At 33.9% G+C, this 19,193-nt stretch carries 17 protein-coding genes; 10 read left to right on the plus strand and 7 right to left on the minus strand.

Features of this window, described 5'->3' with window-relative positions:
* On the plus strand, positions 1 to 564 hold the full coding sequence (locus EW093_RS13650; protein ID WP_149568946.1) for an NUDIX hydrolase: 564 nt from the start codon (positions 1 to 3) through the stop codon (positions 562 to 564).
* 1 nt (position 565) lies between these two features.
* Here the strand turns inward: EW093_RS13650 and dnaE are convergent, their stop codons facing one another.
* The 4 genes from dnaE to EW093_RS13670 are packed head-to-tail and all read right to left on the minus strand — an operon-like array spanning position 566 to position 7,447.
* Entirely contained in the window at positions 566 to 4,000 is a 3,435-nt protein-coding gene (dnaE, locus tag EW093_RS13655; RefSeq protein ID WP_149568947.1) for a DNA polymerase III subunit alpha, read from the minus strand.
* Positions 4,001 to 4,048: 48 nt separating this feature from the next.
* Positions 4,049 to 4,891: an FAD binding domain-containing protein gene (locus EW093_RS13660; protein ID WP_149568948.1), complete on the minus strand. Its 843-nt coding sequence runs from the start codon at positions 4,889 to 4,891 to the stop codon at positions 4,049 to 4,051.
* Positions 4,888 to 5,361 carry a (2Fe-2S)-binding protein gene (locus EW093_RS13665; protein WP_149568949.1) on the minus strand — a complete coding sequence of 158 codons (474 nt, stop codon included), beginning with the start codon at positions 5,359 to 5,361 and terminating at the stop codon, positions 4,888 to 4,890. The genes EW093_RS13660 and EW093_RS13665 overlap by 4 nt, the downstream gene beginning before the upstream one ends.
* On the minus strand, positions 5,351 to 7,447 hold the full coding sequence (locus EW093_RS13670; protein ID WP_149568950.1) for a molybdopterin cofactor-binding domain-containing protein: 2,097 nt from the start codon (positions 7,445 to 7,447) through the stop codon (positions 5,351 to 5,353). The genes EW093_RS13665 and EW093_RS13670 overlap by 11 nt, the downstream gene beginning before the upstream one ends.
* 233 nt (positions 7,448 to 7,680) lie before the next feature.
* On the opposite strand from EW093_RS13670, the gene EW093_RS13675 reads away from it, so the two are divergent.
* Genes EW093_RS13675 through rsmA form a run of 6 tightly spaced genes read left to right on the plus strand, consistent with a single transcriptional unit; the run spans position 7,681 to position 14,594 of the window.
* Complete coding sequence (locus EW093_RS13675) at positions 7,681 to 9,024, plus strand: hypothetical protein (protein ID WP_149568951.1); 1,344 nt, start codon at positions 7,681 to 7,683, stop codon at positions 9,022 to 9,024.
* Positions 9,025 to 9,064: 40 nt separating this feature from the next.
* Entirely contained in the window at positions 9,065 to 10,219 is a 1,155-nt protein-coding gene (locus tag EW093_RS13680; protein WP_149568952.1) for a PilZ domain-containing protein, read from the plus strand.
* Between the two features lie 30 nt (positions 10,220 to 10,249).
* The gene (locus EW093_RS13685; RefSeq protein ID WP_149568953.1) at positions 10,250 to 11,143 is read left to right on the plus strand and encodes a hypothetical protein; all 894 of its coding nucleotides are present in this window, start codon (positions 10,250 to 10,252) and stop codon (positions 11,141 to 11,143) included.
* 2 nt (positions 11,144 to 11,145) lie between these two features.
* Positions 11,146 to 12,327 (plus strand): HEAT repeat domain-containing protein, encoded by a 1,182-nt coding sequence (locus EW093_RS13690; RefSeq protein WP_149568954.1) that lies wholly within the window; start codon positions 11,146 to 11,148, stop codon positions 12,325 to 12,327.
* A gap of 37 nt (positions 12,328 to 12,364) precedes the next feature.
* The gene (locus tag EW093_RS13695) at positions 12,365 to 13,750 is read left to right on the plus strand and encodes a ComEC/Rec2 family competence protein (RefSeq protein WP_149568955.1); all 1,386 of its coding nucleotides are present in this window, start codon (positions 12,365 to 12,367) and stop codon (positions 13,748 to 13,750) included.
* Positions 13,716 to 14,594: a 16S rRNA (adenine(1518)-N(6)/adenine(1519)-N(6))-dimethyltransferase RsmA gene (rsmA, locus tag EW093_RS13700; RefSeq protein WP_149568956.1), complete on the plus strand. Its 879-nt coding sequence runs from the start codon at positions 13,716 to 13,718 to the stop codon at positions 14,592 to 14,594. The genes EW093_RS13695 and rsmA overlap by 35 nt, the downstream gene beginning before the upstream one ends.
* Positions 14,595 to 14,642: 48 nt before the next feature.
* Here rsmA and dapA read toward each other — a convergent pair whose 3' ends face one another.
* From dapA to pta, 3 genes are read right to left on the minus strand one after another with little or no spacing between them, the layout of a single operon-like run.
* Positions 14,643 to 15,518, minus strand: coding sequence for a 4-hydroxy-tetrahydrodipicolinate synthase (gene dapA, locus EW093_RS13705; RefSeq protein WP_149568957.1), 876 nt, complete (start codon positions 15,516 to 15,518; stop codon positions 14,643 to 14,645).
* A 13-nt stretch (positions 15,519 to 15,531) separates the two neighbouring features.
* Complete coding sequence (dapB, locus tag EW093_RS13710) at positions 15,532 to 16,278, minus strand: 4-hydroxy-tetrahydrodipicolinate reductase (RefSeq protein ID WP_149568958.1); 747 nt, start codon at positions 16,276 to 16,278, stop codon at positions 15,532 to 15,534.
* A gap of 39 nt (positions 16,279 to 16,317) precedes the next feature.
* Positions 16,318 to 17,313: a phosphate acetyltransferase gene (gene pta / locus EW093_RS13715; protein ID WP_149568959.1), complete on the minus strand. Its 996-nt coding sequence runs from the start codon at positions 17,311 to 17,313 to the stop codon at positions 16,318 to 16,320.
* 102 nt (positions 17,314 to 17,415) lie between these two features.
* Here pta and EW093_RS13720 point away from each other — a divergent pair, with 102 nt between their 5' ends.
* From EW093_RS13720 to EW093_RS13730, 3 genes are read left to right on the plus strand one after another with little or no spacing between them, the layout of a single operon-like run.
* Positions 17,416 to 18,159: a prephenate dehydrogenase/arogenate dehydrogenase family protein gene (locus EW093_RS13720; protein ID WP_149568960.1), complete on the plus strand. Its 744-nt coding sequence runs from the start codon at positions 17,416 to 17,418 to the stop codon at positions 18,157 to 18,159.
* Positions 18,160 to 18,161: 2 nt separating this feature from the next.
* A complete protein-coding gene (locus EW093_RS13725) occupies positions 18,162 to 18,518 on the plus strand; it encodes a bactofilin family protein (RefSeq protein WP_246745038.1) in 357 nt (118 codons plus the stop codon).
* Positions 18,519 to 18,520: 2 nt separating this feature from the next.
* Positions 18,521 to 19,171 carry a tetratricopeptide repeat protein gene (locus EW093_RS13730; protein ID WP_149568961.1) on the plus strand — a complete coding sequence of 217 codons (651 nt, stop codon included), beginning with the start codon at positions 18,521 to 18,523 and terminating at the stop codon, positions 19,169 to 19,171.
* The last annotated feature ends 22 nt before the right edge of the window (positions 19,172 to 19,193 follow it).

A 19,193-nucleotide genomic window follows, 5' to 3' on the forward strand; every position in this document is an offset into this window, starting at 1 on the left:
ATGGTTAAAAAGTGGATTACTAAGAGTAAGGAGTTTTTAAATGACTATAGAATATTTAAAACATATAGGGTTAAAAGGGAGAGTTCTGATAGTGGAATTAGTGGAGACTTTTTTTTAGTCGACCCTCCAAACTGGGTAATGGTTATTCCTGTATTAAATAATAGTAATGGGGAGGAGTGTTTTTTAATGGTAAAACAGTATAGACACGGTAGTAACTCTGTAACCCTAGAGTTCCCTGCAGGAATGGTTGATAATAGTGAAGTGGCTATTGAAACTGGTCTTAGAGAGCTTGCAGAAGAGACTGGTTACAACACAACTAATATAAAAGAGATTGGGAATGTAAACCCAAACCCAGCTTTTATGACAAATAAAATTACAACCCTTCTAGCTAGGGATCTAAAGAGAGTTTGGGATCAAGATCTTGATGAGCATGAAGAGATTGATACTTTATTAGTACCGATTAAAGAGTTTGATAAGATGATAGGCGAGTTTACAACCTCAAACTCAGTTGTAAACTCTGCAATTACTCTACAAGCCTATCTTCTATATTTAAAGAGTCTATAATCTATTCTCTCCAGACGTTTTTTACTTTTGGTAGGTTTCGTAGCTCTATAAGAGTAGTATCACCACCATTTATAGTAAGTTGGCTAGATATTCTAATTACAACTTCCCTAACCTGACCGGGTCTTTTAATATGAAAGTAGACCTGGCTATTTCCCTTATTATCCATAATATAAGTTCTTAGATGTTCTAACTCATCCTCGGATAAATCCTCAGGGTGGAACTCCATGTGTATCTCAGGAGCTATAAGCTCTTTTAACTCATCGGGATCTTTTATCTCCTCGACTTTAAAAGATGGCTTGTCCCTAGATGTATCTACATTTCCTGTTATTCCTAAAACAGCATCTGGCTGTAGAAGGTGTCCATACTGTTCAAACTTCTTGGCAAATAGTACTAGCTCTATGGAACCATTATAATCCTCAAGCTCTGCAAATGCCATTCTCTTTCCACTCTTTGTTGTTATGGATTTCGGATTTTTTATCATTCCTAAAATAGAGTATGTCTTATCCCCAGAGGCTGTTTTGGGGTTACTTAAATCCAGGTTTACAGTTCTTTTCCACTGGTCTTTATACTTATCCATAGGGTGCCCCGAGAAGAAGAAACCAATATTCTCTTTCTCCATTTTAAGTAGCTCTAATTCTGGATACTCTTCAACTTCATCCCATACAATATCTGGAAATATCTGCTCCTCTATATCTCCAAATAGGGAGCCTTGACCAAACTGGGTACTCTCTAATTTTTTCTGAATAGTTGTTATAATTTTTTCACAGTTATTCATAATAGTTGCCCTATTATGCTTCTCTATTTTACTAAAAAGACCAGAAGTTATTAGAACTTCTAGAACCCTAGAATTTACAGCTCTTAGTTCAACCTTCTCGATAAAATCTTCAAAGTTTTCAAACTTACCCTTCTTCTGGCGGGCGGTAATAATAGCATCAACAGCGGCTGATCCTATACCCTTCATTCCAGTTAAACCGTAGACAATTTTACCATCTACAACTGTAAAGTACTTCTCCGAGTCATTAATATCAGGTGGGGCTAACTCTATACCCATCTCTTTACACTCACTTAAGTAGTCAGAAAAGGCTGTTGGGTTGGAAATTTCATTTGTAAGGTTTGCAGCCATAAACTCGGCTGGGTAGTTTGCCTTACAGTAGGCTGTTTTATATGCAACCACCGAGTAGGCTGCAGCATGGGACTTATTAAAACCGTAGCCGGCAAAGGGTACTAGCATATCAAATATTTCTGATGCATGTTCCTCGGTGTGTCCTAACTCCTTAGCTCCTTTAATGAATTCGACTTTCATCTTATCCATCTCCGCAACCTTCTTTTTACCCATGGCACGACGTAAAATATCCGCTTTACCAAGACTGAAACCACCTATTATTTGGGCAACCTTCATTACCTGCTCTTGGTATACAATAACTCCATAAGTTGGTTTTAGTGTCTCCTCTAGTAGGGGGTCAGGGTATTTTATCTGCATCTTACCCATTTTAGAATCGATAAACTGGGGAATATACTGCATAGGTCCCGGTCTATATAGGGCATTTAGGGCAATTAAATCCTCTATATTATCTGGTTTTGCCCTACGGAGGATATCCTGCATTCCAGCACTTTCAAATTGGAATACAGCACTACTTTTCCCATCCTGTAACATCCTGTAGGTTTTCTCATCATCTATTGGGACATCATCTACCTTAAAATCCTTATTATGCTTTCTTACTAACTTCTCTGTATTAGAAAGAAGGGTTAGTGTTTTAAGACCTAAGAAGTCCATTTTTACTAGTCCACAGGGTTCAATAATATCCATTGTATACTCACTGGATACAGCCCCGGTTTTCTGATCTTTATATAGGGGTACATAGTCTGTAAGTTTAGTTTTTCCAATAACCATTCCACAGGCGTGGGTAGATACATGCCTGTTCATACCCTCTAATATACTAGCTGTTTCAAATAGCTCTTTATATATCCCACCTCTGTTTTTATACTCCTGGAGTTCCGGGGTTATCTCTAAAGCGACATCTACATTTATTTTTCTTCCATCTGGGGCCTTACCCTCAGGTAGTAGTTTGGATATAGCATTTGATTCAGCAAATGGAATGTCTAAAACCCTGGCTACATCCTTTAATACAGCCTTTGTTTTAAGTGTTCCAAAGGTACATATACCCCCAACTTGCTCCCGACCATACTTCTCTGTTACGTAATTAATAACTTCTCCCCGTCTCTCAAAACAGAAGTCAACATCAAAATCCGGCATTGAAACCCTATCTGGGTTTAAAAACCGCTCAAAGAGTAGCTCATATTTAAGTGGGTCAATATCTGTAATTCCTATGGCATAGGCAATAATAGAACCTGCACCTGAACCCCGTCCCGGTCCAACTGAGATGTCGTGTTTTTTTGCCCAGTCGATAAAATCCCAAACAATTAAAAAGTAACCTTCAAAACCCATTCCTAATAGAATACCAAGCTCGTACTCAGTTCGCTTTTTAACTTCATCAGTTACTTCTTTATACCTCATCTTAATACCTTCCCATGTTATATGGGTTAGATACTCTGCCTGATTTTCAAACTCGGATGGTATTTCGTAGTCAGGTAAAATTGGTCCAGGTTGTGGAATTGTAACATTACACATGTTGGCAATTTTAACCGTATTATCTAGGGCCTCAGGAATATCCTTAAATAGTTCATTCATCTCCTGGGGGGATTTAAAATATAGGTGGGAGCCGTGCATCTTCATACGCTTAGCTTCATTTTTTTTCTTATTTGTACCAATGCATATTAATATATCCTGGGCATTTGCGTGCTCTTTTTTTTGATAGTGGATATCATTGGTTGCAACAAGGGGAATTCCAGTCTCTTTTGATAACTTTTTCATCCCCTCGATAACTATCTTCTCCTCAGGAAGTTCATGATTCATGACTTCAAGGTAGTAGCTATCCTCCTCAAATAGAGAGTTGTAATATAGGGCTCTCTCCTTAGCCTTCTCATAGTTATTATTTAGTATATTTTGTGAAATCTCTCCGGCTAAACATGCCGAAGTACATATTAATCCTTCAGAATACTTCTCTAAAAGCTCATCATCTATTCTAGGTTTATAATAAAATCCATCAATATACGCTTGGGAAACAATAGCTGTTAGGTTTTTAAATCCTATCTCATTTTTACATAGAAGTATCATGTGGTAGTATTTTTTTTTGGTTGAATCCTTATCCTGCCTCTTCCCTGGGGCTATATATACTTCACACCCAATAATTGGGTTAATCCCGGCCTTTTTACAGGCTGATTCAAATCTTAAGGAACCAAATAGATTCCCATGATCAGTTAGGGCAAGATGTTTCATATCGTATTTTTTAGCCATTTCTACTAGGCCATTTATAGTTACCGCTCCATCTAAGAGGGAGTAGTCTGAATGGTTATGTAGGTGTACAAAATCTCTCATTTTAACTCCTGTTAAAAAACTCTATATTATAATTTTAGAAAATTCTACTTAAAAACCCTCAAGGAAGTGAAGTATTATCTGTGCCATTCTATAAATCTCACTCTCTTTTAATCTAGGGTTATCGCTTAAGCTAGTTTTTATAATTGATAATAGAGGCTCTCTAGATCTATAACTAATAGGCATATGTTTTCCTATTAATTCCGCCTCAATCTCCTTGGTTCTAATAATTTTTTTGTTCTCAATATTAAAAGCCATGGACAGGGAGGATATATTACTTTTTTCTATCTCTGCAATAGCGGAGAATGAAATTTCCTTAAATAGGTTAAAAGAGTGGCCCGTTTTATAATATGAACAAGTAGTTGTTGTAATAAGAGGAATCCTTACCCTGGTTATTAGATGCAATCCCCTCTCATCCTTTGTTGAGATATACTGGGTTAGAGATTCCCATTTTGCCCTATTTTTTTTATCTACTAGGGGTATAACCTCTACTTTACAGTTTAAAATTAGAAGTAGGGGTATTATATCGGAAATAATATCCTTATTTGCTATTGTTCCACCTATTGTTGCTAAATTTCTTATAGGGTAAGGAGCCATGGATTCTAGACTCTCTAATAGTATTTTAGGTAGGTTATTTTTTGAACCACAAATAATCTCTTGTATGGTAAACATACTACCGAATTCAAAGTATCTCTCAGTCCTATTCTCTTTTTTTAGTTCAACAATATCATCGAGTATTATTATTACTCCAGGAATTATTAAATTATCACCATTTATTGTTCTAAAAAGAGAAGTTCCCCCTGCAAGTAGAGTAATATCCCTCTCTTTTTTTACTATTTCTTTTAGATCTCCAACTGTTTTAGGTCTGAAAAATCTTGTACCTTTCTTTTTCAAAAGTTACCACCTTCGTAAAAGTTTGCAGATAGGTAGATAGCCTCTTTTAAACTCTTATTATCTGTACAGTCACAGGTTACACTTTGAATAATATTCTCTATCATATCACCTGTTAGCTCTTTACTTCTTCCTAACTGGTAATAAGTTATAAGTAGTCTTGATGGGGCACAATTTGGACATAGATCAACATTAGCTAGTTCAAAGCCCTTTATAATATTGTTATACTCTGATTTTTGTGTAATCCCTTCCAGGGTTACTATAGTCTGGTTTTGTGCCTTTGTTGCAGGGTATAGGCAAGAGTATATTGGTTTATCATTTAATAAAATTAGGCAGTATCCACACCTTCCACATCCACAACTATGTTTTACAGCCTTCCGTCCTAAAATCTCCCTTAGTAATACGGATAATCTAATGTTTGAAGGGGCATCAACCTCCTGCTCTTTACCATTTACATTAAGTTTAAATATCATCTTTTATCAACTCTTTATATATCATCTCTTTATTTATTGGAAATGTATTAATATTTGACCCAATAGCTTGATTCACACCTTGAATATACGCCCCTGGGAGTGTATTTCTAATTAGGGAGCCAACCCCCCTGGGTATATTTTTATTTTTTCCTGTCTCATATATTGAGATATTAATTATAGGGTTAGATTTAACCAGAGGTTTATTATAAAAGTAGTGGGTAGAAAACTCTCCATCCCTCTCTTTGGGTTCGCTATTTTGCAACCAGTTAATAGTCTGATTTATCTCCCTGGATACGGAGTTTAGAAGAGCCTGTTTATTTAAAATTAGACCAACTTCCAACTGAATCCATATCTCCTTTATTATACAGCTTAAACTTCTTTTGTCTATTTCTACTTCCACTGCACAGGCTGCATAAGAGCTGTTTTTAAAGGGTTCTCCCTTCCAGTTTTCATAATTCCAAACATTAGATGATTTTTTCCTTGTAACTTTAAACTGTCTAATAGGTAGTGGATCTTTAAATCGTCTAACCTTAATTTCATCTGCACATTGCTTAATTAGAGGTGTTAAGATTGTTACGTTTTTATTATCTATATTTGGACCAGAGTCCATTATCATGGTAAGGTCCTCGGTAAATATTTTAATATTCTCCCTCTCTATACCTAGTGTTTCAACTAATATATCTTCCCAAACTGTTAAAAGATCTAAATTGTTTATTCTACAACTAACTTTTAACTCTACCATTCCATTTCTCTCTAACTCTACTACTACACTATGGGCAGAGATGTTTTTTTCATTAGAGATAAAACCATTTCCATTATATCCTACAGAAATTCCAACCCCCCTCTTTGCAGAGTAGTGTATTCTCTTCTCTTTTCTTAATAAGGATAGGTTTATAGAGGAATTCTTTCTTAAAAAATCAGACTGCTCAACAACGTTTTTTAACATTATATCCAGGGGTAACTCTCTTTTTATAACGCTTCCTGTTGAGTTTCTATACCCTTTTTTGATTAAATTTTCATTTCTATATAGGTATTGGTCCTTTTTACTCTCTTTTATTATTTTACTAATTAAAAGTTCTGCTACAAATAGAGCATCGGCAAGATATATATCCTTAGAAAGACCAGCTGGTGGAAGATTTGATTTATAACCTGTAACCGTAACCTCTATATTTCTATGTTTATAGTAGGAGGTAACACCGTGTAAAACCCTTAATACCTTCTCTTTTACAAAAATTGGGTATGCTCCACAGTTTATCTTAATATCTAGTTTTATTCCAAGAACAGTATCTTCTGAGTCAAATACAATCTGCCAATTTGCCTCTAGTCCATAAAGTTTGTTTGAGTATAAATATTGATCTTCTGGGGTTGGTATATAAAAGACATTCTTTTTAATAATTGATGAGGATATAGTCGTAAAGGCTGCTGCACTATAACTATCTAGAAGGGGATACTCATCCTCTCCTGTAGTTGTTGGAGTTACTATCTTAATCTTATCAGATTCAACCCCACATATATTTGCTATATTATCCCTTAATGGATACTCCCATATAGATGATGAGTAGATATTATATGAGTCTGCCTCTCTTTTAGTAAATGAACCTAGAAGATACTTACTTTCAATAACGCTTTTTGGTGTTTTAATACTACCAGAAAGGGTTTTATATGGAGTTGTAAAAGCCTCTAATGTATCACCTATCTTTATTGTTTTGCTAAAGAAGATCTCATCTGAAACCTCTTGATCAATATCTATTTTATAAGTTATTTCTATCTTTTTATGTATAGCCTTAAGTTTAGAAATATTAGGTCCTACTAATAGTAGTATTGGCTCACCTATATAGTTTACTTTTTTGTTTGCGAGTATTGGAATTTTATTTCCATCAATTTTCAAGAAATTTTTTCCCTTTAAATCCTTGGAGCTTATTATAGAGTAGTTTTCCTCAACTTCCGGTAAGCTTATATTCTCTATTAAACCGCGTTTTACAGTAGATCGATATACCAATATTTTGTAACTCTTTTTAGTTGCTGTATCTAAGGGTAGGGCATATTTTCCTGAATAGATTAACTTTATGTGTTCGGCTTTATTCATACATTCAAATTATGTGAATTTTTTCTAAAAAAAACAATAGATAATATATAATAGAGCGGGTTCTATAAACTGTTATCCTAGTATTTTATATTATAAACCTTGTAATTAATTTTGATAAGTAGTTACAAGGCTTATTGTTTCTAAAGTTATTTTAATTATATAAAATAAAGTTTAATATCTCTATTTAGATAATAATTAAAGTAACCGATAAAATGACTAGGAGCCTTTAATCAATGAATAAACAGAGTTATTTCGCTATATTATTTTTATTATGTGGGTCAATTTTTGCCCAGTCAACATATTCAGGTAACCTCTCTGTATCCGATGACAACTTTTTTAAAGGATGGGAAGAGAGTTCCGATTACCACTTAGGAGGGTGTAATGCTTTTCCAATTGGAACTTATGTTAATGTTAAATTACCTTATTCTGATGATTCAGTTAATGTAAAAATTGTTACAAGGATACCTGAAGATGGAATTTTTATCTTGGTAGATAAAAGTGCAGGTGAGTCTATGTATCTTGAAACAGGAGATGTTCTTCCTGTAAGAATTCAGGTAATTAACTATATTCCACCTCCTATTTCAGAAATTGATGAATCTATTGATCCTACCCCTGAAATTAAAGGTCTTACTGCTGAAGCCATTAAAAATAACCGGGATGTTTTGCCAGAAACAGAAGTTCTACCAGAAACAGAAGTTCTACCGGAAACTGAGGTTTTACCGGAGACAGAAGTTTTACCGGAGACAGAAGTTTTACCGGAAACTGAGGTTTTACCAGAGACAGAAGTATTACCAGAGACAGAAGTATTACCAGAGACAGAAGTATTACCAGAGACAGAAGTATTACCAGAGACTGAAGTTTTACCGGAGACAGAAGTTTTACCGGAGACTGAGGTTTTACCAGAAACTGAGGTTTTACCAGAAACAGAAGTTTTACCAGAGGCAGAAGTTTTACCGGAGACAGAAGTTTTACCAGAAACAGAAGTTTTACCAGAAACAGAAGTTTTACCAGAGGCAGAAGTTTTACCAGAGGCAGAAGTTCTACCAGAGGCAGAAGTTTTACCAGAGGCAGAAGTTTTACCAGAGGCAGAAGTTTTACCAGAAACAGAAGTTTTACCGGAGACTGAAGTTTCACCTAAGAAGGATACAATTATATATGAGGATGAATTACCTGTAGAATCAATGTTTTCTAATGATAAAATTGTTGAGCCAATTACAGAGATTATTCCTAAAAAAATAAAAAGAGTTTTCTTTTTAGAACCAGCAAATAATAAACCTCCTGAAGGTGGAGTACCAGATATAAAACTTATACCAGTTACTACTGAAAAAGAGAAAGATTTTCAGGATGGGTACTACTTACAAGTTGGTATTTATAAAAATAGTGATATTGCCGAGTTAGATAGAAAAAAATTAGATGAGCTTCATTTTCCTAATATCACTGTTAGAGAAAAAGATGAAGAAATGAGACATAGGCTACTTGTAGGTCCGGTAAATAACGATGAACTTGGAGTTATAATGCTCCATTTAAAAAATAGAGGATTCAAGGAATTTTTCAGATATAAGAAGAAATCTGAATAATAATAATTGCCAATTAGTTTGAATCATAGTATAAGAGAGCATGGCTATTTTTTTAACTTTCTTTCTTATACTATCGTTCTTAATAATTATTCTCTTTATCGTTGGTAGTAGTCAATCTATCTCCCTTGGTGGTGTTGATTTTATAGCTAAGGGTAAAGAAGCTGGTCTTACTGCAAAAGAGATTAAAATGCTCAAAAAGACTGCGGATATCCTAAAATTAGAGAAACCTTTAATACTTCTTGGATCTATTAATAATATTGACGATGCTATATTAAAGCTAAACTCAAAATTACAGGATTGTGATTATCACGATTTAGAGATTATTGATCTTTTAGAAGATCTACATAACTATAGACGAAATATCGAACTTGAAAAGTTAGATAAACGGGGTGTCATCTCTTCATCTAGAGAGATGTCCGTAAGCCAAGAAGTAAAAATTACTGTAGGAAGCATGGAGATTCCCATTGTGGGGGTTGTATCAGATATCACTCAAAATTTTATTACAATAGATTTAAAAAATGAGACAGGGGTAAGACCTGGTGTAAATTGGAATGGACCTATAAATATCTACTTCTGGAGAAGGGACGATGCAGGGTACTATTTTGAATCTAAAGTAATAGAGACTCCCGGAATCTTAAAATGGAATGTAAGCCACTCTTCTAATTTAATTAGAAGCCAAAAAAGGTCAGACCTTAGAGTAGATTATGAAACAAACTGTTATATCTATAAGCTTGAGGATATCACAAAACGAAACTATAATTTTCAAGGCTTTACAGGAACATTCGCCCAGCTAAAGAATATATCCGAGGGAGGAGCAGCTTTTTTAGTTAATGGAAAGGTTCAACCTGGGCTCCCACTAAAGATGGAGTTTAAACTTGATAACAAAAATATAGTTCTATGTGGTCTTGTTAAGGATTCCTCATATAATCAATCAAATAATATATCCTATGTTAGGGTTAAAGTTGTTGATCCTCCCTTTGAGATGCTCTCAATTTTAAGGCCTTTTTTATTTATAAAAAGCAGGGAGATTAACCTAATAAATAAGAATAAAGTTGATAATAGTGTTGAAAATATAGATGAAATAAACAACAATAATAATAATGTGGTAGATAGAGAAGAGATTACTGAAAATGAGGCTGAAGAAGAGATTTTAGAAGTTGAATATCTACCCGAGAGCAGTGGTGCTCTAAATTAGAACATAATAAAATTAAAAGAGGTAACAAGAATGAAACTATTTAAAGGATTTTTACTTACTTTATCCATTGCTTTTATTTTTTCATGTGCAACAACTGAAAAAGGGCCAAAGGAATTAGATTCCGAAGTGGTTGAAGAGCAAGCACAGAAAGAAGAAATAGAGAAAAAAATGGTTGAGAAAGAAGTTGAAGTAAAAACATACTATCCAACAATTGAAGAAACATATTATGGTGACGGTCAAATTGATACAATTACTAAGTACACCTATAACGATAACTATGATCTTATTAAAAAAGTACAAACTAATGAACAAGAAGAAGTTTTAGAGTCCCACATTTATACTGTTGAAAATGGTTTAAAAACAAAGGATGTAAGTTATGGCTTTGGGAATGTATTAAATAGTTATTCCACCTTCGAATATGATGTTAACGGTAATTTAGTTAAAGAGACTCTTTTTGATAAAAATGACTCTGTTCAATCAATTAACACTTATGAGTATCAAGGTAAAAATTTATCAATATGGAGAACCCTAGGTCCTTCAGAGGGTGTATTAGCTATAACAGGATACTTCTATGATTCAAATAACAATATAACTAAAGTTGAAATGAGAAACGGTGGTAATGTTGTAGATGGTACTATTCAAAAGAGTTATAGTGATAATCTTATTACAGAAGAGAAGATATTAGACTCAGAGGGTAATATTGAGAAGTCAATATCCTATATCTATGATGGTAATTTACTTATAGAAAAGATCTATCTTGATGATAAGGGTAATAAAAAAAGAAGTGAAAGTTTTGAGTACTCTGAGTCTAAGCCTGTTCCAGATAGAATAAACCAACTCTATAGGAGTGGAGCTGTTGAAGCTTATACAAATATTCAATATGATCTTAAAATAGTTACAAATATAATTCTAGTTGAGGAGTAAAAATGAGAAAATATTTAATTCTCTCTGTTTTTGTTATTACAGGAGTATTTCAGGGTTTCGCTGGAGATAAGGCCGAGGTTTGGTCTAGACTATATAAAAGAAGTGTTTTACCAGAATTTAAATACTCTATTATGCTAAATATTGTAGAACTTAATGATAGAGCGATGATTCCATTATTAGAAGAGATTTTAACAGAGGATATTATTGCTAATCTAGATAATAAACGTTCTGTAACAGAGGAACGAGATTTTAATGAGTTAACAAAACTAGTTGTTAGAGAGCTAGGAGAGTTAAAGTCTAAGAGATCAGCATCCCTTGTATATACTATTGCAAAAGAGACAAGTGACCCTCTTTTAAAAGTCGATGCTATTGTTGCTCTAGGTAATATGAGAGCAACTGATTATTTAAACGATATCTCTTTTATCTTAAGAAATATAAATATGCGGCCTGTGAAAGGTAAGTCTGCTGAGTTAGAAGCAGAATCAAAAATTGCCTATGGAGCAATTAGTGCCCTTGATCGTTTTAAATCTATAGAGGGTTATTCTTCTGTGTTTTTCGCATCAATTGGATGGTATGATCAAAGGGTTAAATCATTTGCGGATAAGGTTTTAAAAACTATTGTTGATAATCCAATAGAAGCTCTTATTCCAATAATCACAGATGGATTATTTTCTGAGAAAGAGAAAGCTATTTTAGAGGTTGCTAAGTGTGATGCTCCAACTGAAGATAAGGCAAAAGCAGCTAGAGAGGCTATGAAACAGGGGTTAGACAATGTAGCAGAGACTATTAAAGAGGGAATGACACTTACCTCTATAAGAAAAAATGCTATAAAAGTTCTTTACTTTAGTAAGTCTAGTGACCCTGAGGATGTATACTACTTAAGTCAATCAGTTCGAAGTGGATCAGATTTAGAAGAGAAGATCTATGCTATTAGAACTCTAGGATTAAATGGTTCAGATGAGGCTATTGATGGATTAGTTTCTATCTTATCAGACTTTAATGAAAGAAGTATTAGTGGCCTTGATATCTCCTATTCAGACCAAGATATTATTAAAGAGATTATTGTAACTCTTGGTAATACAGGAAATGAGAAGGCAAGTGGTGTTTTAACAGAGGTTCAGTTCTCAAACTACTCTTCTGGAATTGTAAAAGCAGCTAAAACTGCTTTATCTACTCTAAATTAATTGAAGTAAAAATATATAATCTCTCTATTTATTAAATATGAATAGAGAGATTTTTAGTCCATTATCAATTGGGGTTGTTACTATTTGGGTAATAATGTCCTTCAAGATTTTTATTAGTTACTACATACTACTAATAATTTTTTCAGTACTTATAAGCCTTTATACTATCTATAAGGTCAAACTTTATTACAATGTTATTATAATAATTATCGCACTATTTATCGGCGTATTTTCTGTTAATAGAGTAAAAATAGAGTCGAAATATAACTACATCCCAACTTTAAGAAACAGTATTACTAGTGTAGATGTAACTGTAATAAAGGACTCTATCCCTGTTTCAGGTGGTTATCTCTCCTCTGGTTTAGTTTTTCGTGTAAATAGTAGGCAGCATAGTATTATTGCAAATAGCAAAGTTACAATATTCTCAAAAAATAGCTTATATATTGGTCAGATATTCAGAGATATAGATGTAAAGTTTAAAGATGATTCAGCATTTATTAATATTAAAGATCATGGTGAGTTTAAGTATGAAAGTAGTTATTATAAATTTAGAAGTAAGATTTTAAATGGATTAATTGGTCGAACATCTTCACCTCTCTTAATCGCATTAATAACAGGTAATAAGTCTTTACTCGATCTAGATATAATAGAACTCTTTAGAAAAAATGGTTGCTCCCATATACTGGCTCTGTCAGGTTTTCATGTAGGGGTTATTACCGTAATAATTATACTGTTTTTAAGAGTTTTTATTTGGGGTAACTCCATATACATACTTTCATCCTTAACTCTTATACTATACCTTCTATTTGTAGGCCCAACAGCCTCTTTAATTCGATCAATACTAATGTTTATTATCGCCTCAATTTTTAAAATTAAACAGCAAAGGATATCTATATATAAAATTTTAATTATCTCCTTTTATATTATTCTAATTTTTATACCTAGGGAGTTTGAAACCCTATCTTTTAAATTATCCTATCTAGCACTTTTTGGTATTGTTGTTTTAGGGCCTGAGTTAGATAAACTTTTTATATTTAAAAAAATCCCAAAGGTTGTTAGGGTCCCCTTTACCACATCCCTATCTGCGCTTATTTCAACTTCAATTGTAATTATTCCTGTTTTTGGAGTTCTATATCCCTCAGGTCTATTTGTTTCAATACTTATTACACCTATTATTACACTTTTTATGTGGACGGGAGTTTTATCATTAATTGTTCCAAAGTTAGATAGTGTTGTAAAAATATTGGAAAAATCCATATTTTATTTATTAGATTTCTTTTCAAAAGGTGATTTAGAATTAAATTGTGATATAAATTCTCTACTTATACCTTTAATTTTGGCTTCAATTCCTGTTATATTAGTAATACTTAAAATATATAGGAGAGCAGATGCCAGACGATTCAATCTTAAATTTAAATTATGACTCACCCCAAGAGATAAAAGAGTTATTAGATATTATGGGCTTGGGACCTAGAAAGAGGTGGGGTCAGAATTTTTTAATTAATAGTGGTGCAAGAAAAAGAATTGTTGACCTACTAGAGATGAAAGAGGGTGACACTGTTTGGGAAGTAGGACCGGGACTTGGTTCTATTACAAAAATAATTTTAGATAGGGGTGCAAAGTTAAAGGTATTTGAGATCGATCCAGGCTATATTGATTACTTAACAAAAGCGTTTGAAAGTTACCCTAAATTTTCTATTGTTCCAGGAGATGTGATTAAAACATGGAAAGGACATAGACGAAAACCACCAAAAAGGTTTGTAGGAAACCTACCATATAATATTTCATCAGCTATAGTTTCATCCTTTATAGAGAACGACTTTATTCCTGAAAAGATGGTTTTTACTGTTCAACGAGAGATGGGGCAAAGAATGACCGCTAAGCCAAATAATAAAAACTACTCTTCCTTCTCTGTTTTATGTCAATTTGCCTGTGATGTTAAGGAAGTAGGAGTATTAAAGCCAGGTTCTTTTTATCCTGTTCCAGGAGTTTCATCAGCTATTATTTCAATGGTACCCCACCAAAGATATAGGGAACTAGAGGATAAAGAGACATTTTTTAAGGTTACTAGGCAGTTATTCTCATCTAGAAGAAAGACACTAAAAAATAATATTAATTTAAGCCCATATTTAAAAGAGTTTAATAAGGATGATGTGTTTAAAGCTTTTGAGATTGTTGGGATTGATGTAACTAGAAGAGCAGAAACAGTCTCTGTTGATGAGTATGTTGAGTTAGCAAAAGAGATAAGTAAGTTAAAAGATAAATAAAAAAAGGCTGTTGAAAGTCATAATGACTTCTGCAACAGCCCCTTTTTTTTATATTAAATTACTCTCTTTAAGTAAAGTTTTTAGTTTCTCTCTTGTTGAATCCATTGGTTCACAAAGGGGTAGTCGGTATACTTCTTTGCAAATACCCATTAGTGCTAAGGCAGATTTTACAGGAATAGGGCTTGTTTCAAGGAACATTCCCTTACATAAAGGTAGAATCTCGTAATGAATTTTTCTCGCCTCTTCTATATCACCACTTTTAGTTAATGAAACTAATTTTTCCATCTTTCTTGGTATTATATTACTAATAACAGAAACAACTCCATCTCCCCCAAGGGCTACAAAAGGAAAAGCTATATTGTCATCACCAACCATTACAGAAAAACCTTCAGGTTTATTTCTAATAACATCCATCATCTGGGCTAAATCACCGCTTGCCTCTTTAACTCCCACAATGTTTTCATGTTTTGCCATTCTTAATAGGGTATCTGTCTCTATATTAACACCACTTCTTCCCTTAATATTATAAATTAATAGGGGGATATCACACTTATCAGCAATTGTCATAAAGTGTCTATATAAACCTTCTTGAGTTGGTTTATTATAGTATGGAGCTACTTGTAATGATGCGTCTGCACCCATGGATTTAGCAATAAGAGTCATATCAACAGCCTCTTTAGTACTATTGGAACCAGTACCTGCAACAACAGGTGTCTTCCCATCGGCTATTTTTATTGCTTCCTCAACAACTTTTAAATTCTCCTCATGGGAGAGAGTGGGACTTTCACCTGTAGTTCCTACAGGAAGTAGACCTGTTATTCCCTCTTTTATCTGGTTGTTAATTAGGGCCCTATATGAATCAAAATCAATTGATCCATCCTCTTTAAATGGTGTTATAAGAGCTGTGTATACTCCGCTGAACATAAATATCTCCTGTCTATTTTTTTAGAAGTTCTTCAATGAAGTCTTCTACTGTAAAAAAACCTTTTTTATCTTGTAGCCACTCAGAAGCCATAACTGCTCCTAGGGCAAAACCACTTCTATTTCTAGCATTATGGGTTATTTGAATAGAGTCGGCAAAGGAGTCAAGTGTAACAGTGTGTATTCCAGGGATTTGACCACCTCTTACAGATGCTACATGTAACTCATTATCATCTATAGCCCTATCTAACTTATCAGTCCAGATTTTCTCTTTTCTATTATTATTTTTAAGTATTTTTTCCGCAGTTGTTAAAGCTGTACCAGAAGGTGAATCCTTTTTTTTGTTATGATGGTACTCTAACATCATAATATCATACTCTGGTGTATTATTAATTAACCCTGCAGCTTTAGATACTAGGTCAAAAAATATGTGCGCACCAACTGAAAAATTTGAACCGTAGAGAAGGGTACTCTTATTATTTAGAATAATATCTTTTATAATATCTTTTTTATCATCCCAACCTGTAGTACCAATAACAACAGGTGTTTTGGATTGAGCGTAAAGCCTTATATTATTTTCTATACCCTGGGGTAGTGAGAATTCTATAACTACATCAACACCCTTAAGTCCATCTGCAGTTACTTCTGTACAATCCCCATAACCACCCTTGTCTACTCTAAGGGCAATCGAATGCCCCCTTTGGATAAGGATGTTTTCAATCTCTCTACCCATTCTACCATAACCAGTTATCATTACATTCATATCTAATATAATAGCTAACTGGTTATATGATGTAAAGTGCTATTTGCACTGAGTCATTGTAACAGCTGTTGTGTTAACAATATCATCTATGCTACAACCCCTAGATAAGTCGGATATAGGTTTTGCAAAACCTTGTAAAAATGGACCATAGGCACCAGCACCAGCAAATCTTTGAACCATTTTATATCCAATGTTTCCTGACTGTAAATCAGGGAAAATAAGTACATTCGCTTTACCAGCTATAGTTGAGCCTGGAGCTTTTTTAGCAGCAACACTCTCTATTATAGCAGCATCAGCCTGAAGTTCTCCATCAACAATCAGTGTAGGTTCCTCTTCTTTTACGATTTTAAAAGCTTCTGTAACTTTATCTACATTTGGATGTTTTGCTGAACCCTTTGTTGAAAATGATAACATTGCTACCTTTGGCTCTGTATTTAAGAAATCTCTACACGATTGGGCAGATTGTCTAGTAATTGCGGCTAGCTCAACACTTGTTGGGTCCACAATTGTTGCACAGTCACTAAAAATCATAAGACCATCTTTACCCCATTTTGCATCTGGCATATCCATTACAAAACAAGAAGATGCTGTTTTTACACCAGGAGCTGTTTTGATTATTGTAAAACCAGCAACCAACACCTTACCTGTAGAGTTCTCGGCCCCAGCTACCATAGCATCAGCATCATCTAGTCTTACCATCATAGCTCCCCATTTTAATGGGTCAACAATAGCAGTTTTAGCTTCATCTTCAGTTAAACCTTTATGTTTTCTTAATTCATAATACTCTGTAGCGTACTTATTAAGTTTTTCTGATTTTGATGGATCGATTAGAGTAATTCCATCTAAAGATGTATCTACACCCTTTGCAATAGTGTTTATCTCGTCCTTTTTTCCAATTAAAATAACATTACTACATATTTTCTCATCAATTAGAATTCTTGCTGCTTGAATTGTTCTAGGTTCACTACCCTCTGGTAAAACCACAGCTTTTTGTAATTCTATTGCTTTCTCTTTCATTTTATTTACAAATGACATGTTTGACTCCTGGTAAATTGATAATTATATATATAATTTAAACGTAATTTTTTTTAAATACAATAGTGTTTTTTTTATAGATCTCCTTTATAATCACTATTTATGACGATAGGGATATATGGATTAGGTAGATTTGGTGTTTTTTGGGGAGATCAGCTCTCAAAAGTTGCTACGGTTAAGGGTTATAGCCGGAATAGCAGTAGAGTAGCTCCTTCAACAATAAAGAGGGTTTCTGAGGATGAAGTTTTATCCTGTGATGTAATTGTTATTTGTGTTGCAATTTCAGCAATGGAGAGTTTTTTGCACAATATTAAGGATAGGGTTAAACCTGGAACTTTAATAATGGACACTTGTTCTGTAAAAGTTCATCCTATTAAACTAATGTTGGATTTATTACCTAGCAGTGTCGATATTATAGGTACCCATCCTATGTTTGGGCCTGATTCTGGTCGTTTTGGAATTGCAGGGCTACCTATAGTTGTGTCTGAAGTAAGGGTGGATAAATCTAAATATAATAAATGGATTGATTTATTTAATTCTTTGAATTTGTCTGTTATAGAGATGACTCCCCAGGAGCACGATAGAGAGGCAGCGTATACCCAGGGTATAACACATTTTATAGGTAGGACTCTTTCAGATCTTCACTTAAAAAATAGTGCAATATCTACAAGTGGTTACAATAGCCTACTTGAAATAATAAAACAGACTTGTAATGATGAATATCAGTTATTCTTAGATTTACAAAAATATAATTCATATACGTCGGATATGAGAAGGGATTTAAAATCCTCTTTAAATAAAGTTTTAGGCGTTGTTGAAGCAGAAATTAGCGATAAGGAGAGATAAAATTGGCAGAAATTCATTCAAGTAGGGTTAAAGAACACGAATTAGATACAGTAATGGGTGAAGATATAGAATTTACTGGATCCTTAGAATTTAGTGATCCTCTAATGATTAAGGGAAAATTACATGGAGATATAGACTCTGTAGGAATATTATATATAGAGAAGGATGCAAAAGTTGAGGCTAATATTAATGCTGCTAGTGTAAACATTAGAGGTGAAGTAATAGGGGATATTAAGGCCACAGAGAGTGTTATACTTTTTTCAACAGCAAGAGTTACTGGGGATATTGAGGCTCCAAAAGTAAAAATGGAAAATGGTTGCTTCTTTAGTGGTAAGTGCCAGATGACAGGGGAGGCCTAGATTTGCTTAATAATAAACTTAGATCCATATTTTTAATTCTTTCTCTAATGTTAATAACCCTGCCAATCTTCTCTCAAAAAGAGAAAAACGCCTTAGTTTCATGGCGCCAAGGGAATTATGATGAGGCTGTAGATATCTGTTTAGAGGAGCTTGATACCCTGCCTGAGTCTAGTTTTGCAGAGAGAATGGACTCCTATACGGTACTTTGTTGGTCTTTACTTGGGCTTAAAAGGTATGATGAAGTAGTTAAATACGGCTCTGAAGCCTTTGAGAAATCCTCTAGGGATTGGCGATTTGTTGCAGTTTTAGGGGAAGCCCACTACTTTTTAGGTAATAATAAAGAGTCTTTATATTTTTTAGAGAAGTATATAGAGCTTCGAAGCTCTGGGGATAAGGCGGACTATATGTACTACCTTATGGGACATGTTTTTATTCGTCTTGAGGAGTATAATAGGGCTGATGTAGCTCTATCTATGGCTGTGTATTTAAAACCTTTAGATGCTAAATGGTGGGCTAGGTTAGGTTATGCTAGGGAGCAGGCTAAGGATTATCAAAGAGCAAAGGATGCTTATAGTAAAGCGTTATCTATAAACTCATCATTAGTGGATGCTGAGAGAGGTATGAAAAGAGTTCATGAATCTTTAGGTTTATGATTTGTGTATTAGTTCTAACTGG

The sequence above is a fragment of the Thiospirochaeta perfilievii genome (assembly GCF_008329945.1).
Classification (GTDB): Bacteria; Spirochaetota; Spirochaetia; order DSM-2461; family DSM-2461; genus Thiospirochaeta; species Thiospirochaeta perfilievii.

Excerpts from the sequence above, each read along its gene's own strand:
- dapA (WP_149568957.1), bottom strand. The coding sequence starts at position 15,518 with ATGTTCAGCGGAGTATACACAGCTCTTATAACACCATTTAAAGAGGAT.
- EW093_RS13680 (WP_149568952.1), top strand. The coding sequence starts at position 9,065 with ATGGCTATTTTTTTAACTTTCTTTCTTATACTATCGTTCTTAATAATT.
- pta (WP_149568959.1), bottom strand. The coding sequence starts at position 17,313 with ATGTCATTTGTAAATAAAATGAAAGAGAAAGCAATAGAATTACAAAAA.
- EW093_RS13670 (WP_149568950.1), bottom strand. The coding sequence starts at position 7,447 with ATGAATAAAGCCGAACACATAAAGTTAATCTATTCAGGAAAATATGCC.
- EW093_RS13720 (WP_149568960.1), top strand. The coding sequence starts at position 17,416 with ATGACGATAGGGATATATGGATTAGGTAGATTTGGTGTTTTTTGGGGA.
- EW093_RS13650 (WP_149568946.1), top strand. The coding sequence starts at position 1 with ATGGTTAAAAAGTGGATTACTAAGAGTAAGGAGTTTTTAAATGACTAT.
- EW093_RS13685 (WP_149568953.1), top strand. The coding sequence starts at position 10,250 with ATGAAACTATTTAAAGGATTTTTACTTACTTTATCCATTGCTTTTATT.
- EW093_RS13690 (WP_149568954.1), top strand. The coding sequence starts at position 11,146 with ATGAGAAAATATTTAATTCTCTCTGTTTTTGTTATTACAGGAGTATTT.
- rsmA (WP_149568956.1), top strand. The coding sequence starts at position 13,716 with ATGCCAGACGATTCAATCTTAAATTTAAATTATGACTCACCCCAAGAG.
- EW093_RS13675 (WP_149568951.1), top strand. The coding sequence starts at position 7,681 with ATGAATAAACAGAGTTATTTCGCTATATTATTTTTATTATGTGGGTCA.
- EW093_RS13665 (WP_149568949.1), bottom strand. The coding sequence starts at position 5,361 with ATGATATTTAAACTTAATGTAAATGGTAAAGAGCAGGAGGTTGATGCC.
- dnaE (WP_149568947.1), bottom strand. The coding sequence starts at position 4,000 with ATGAGAGATTTTGTACACCTACATAACCATTCAGACTACTCCCTCTTA.
- EW093_RS13695 (WP_149568955.1), top strand. The coding sequence starts at position 12,365 with ATGAATAGAGAGATTTTTAGTCCATTATCAATTGGGGTTGTTACTATT.
- dapB (WP_149568958.1), bottom strand. The coding sequence starts at position 16,278 with ATGAATGTAATGATAACTGGTTATGGTAGAATGGGTAGAGAGATTGAA.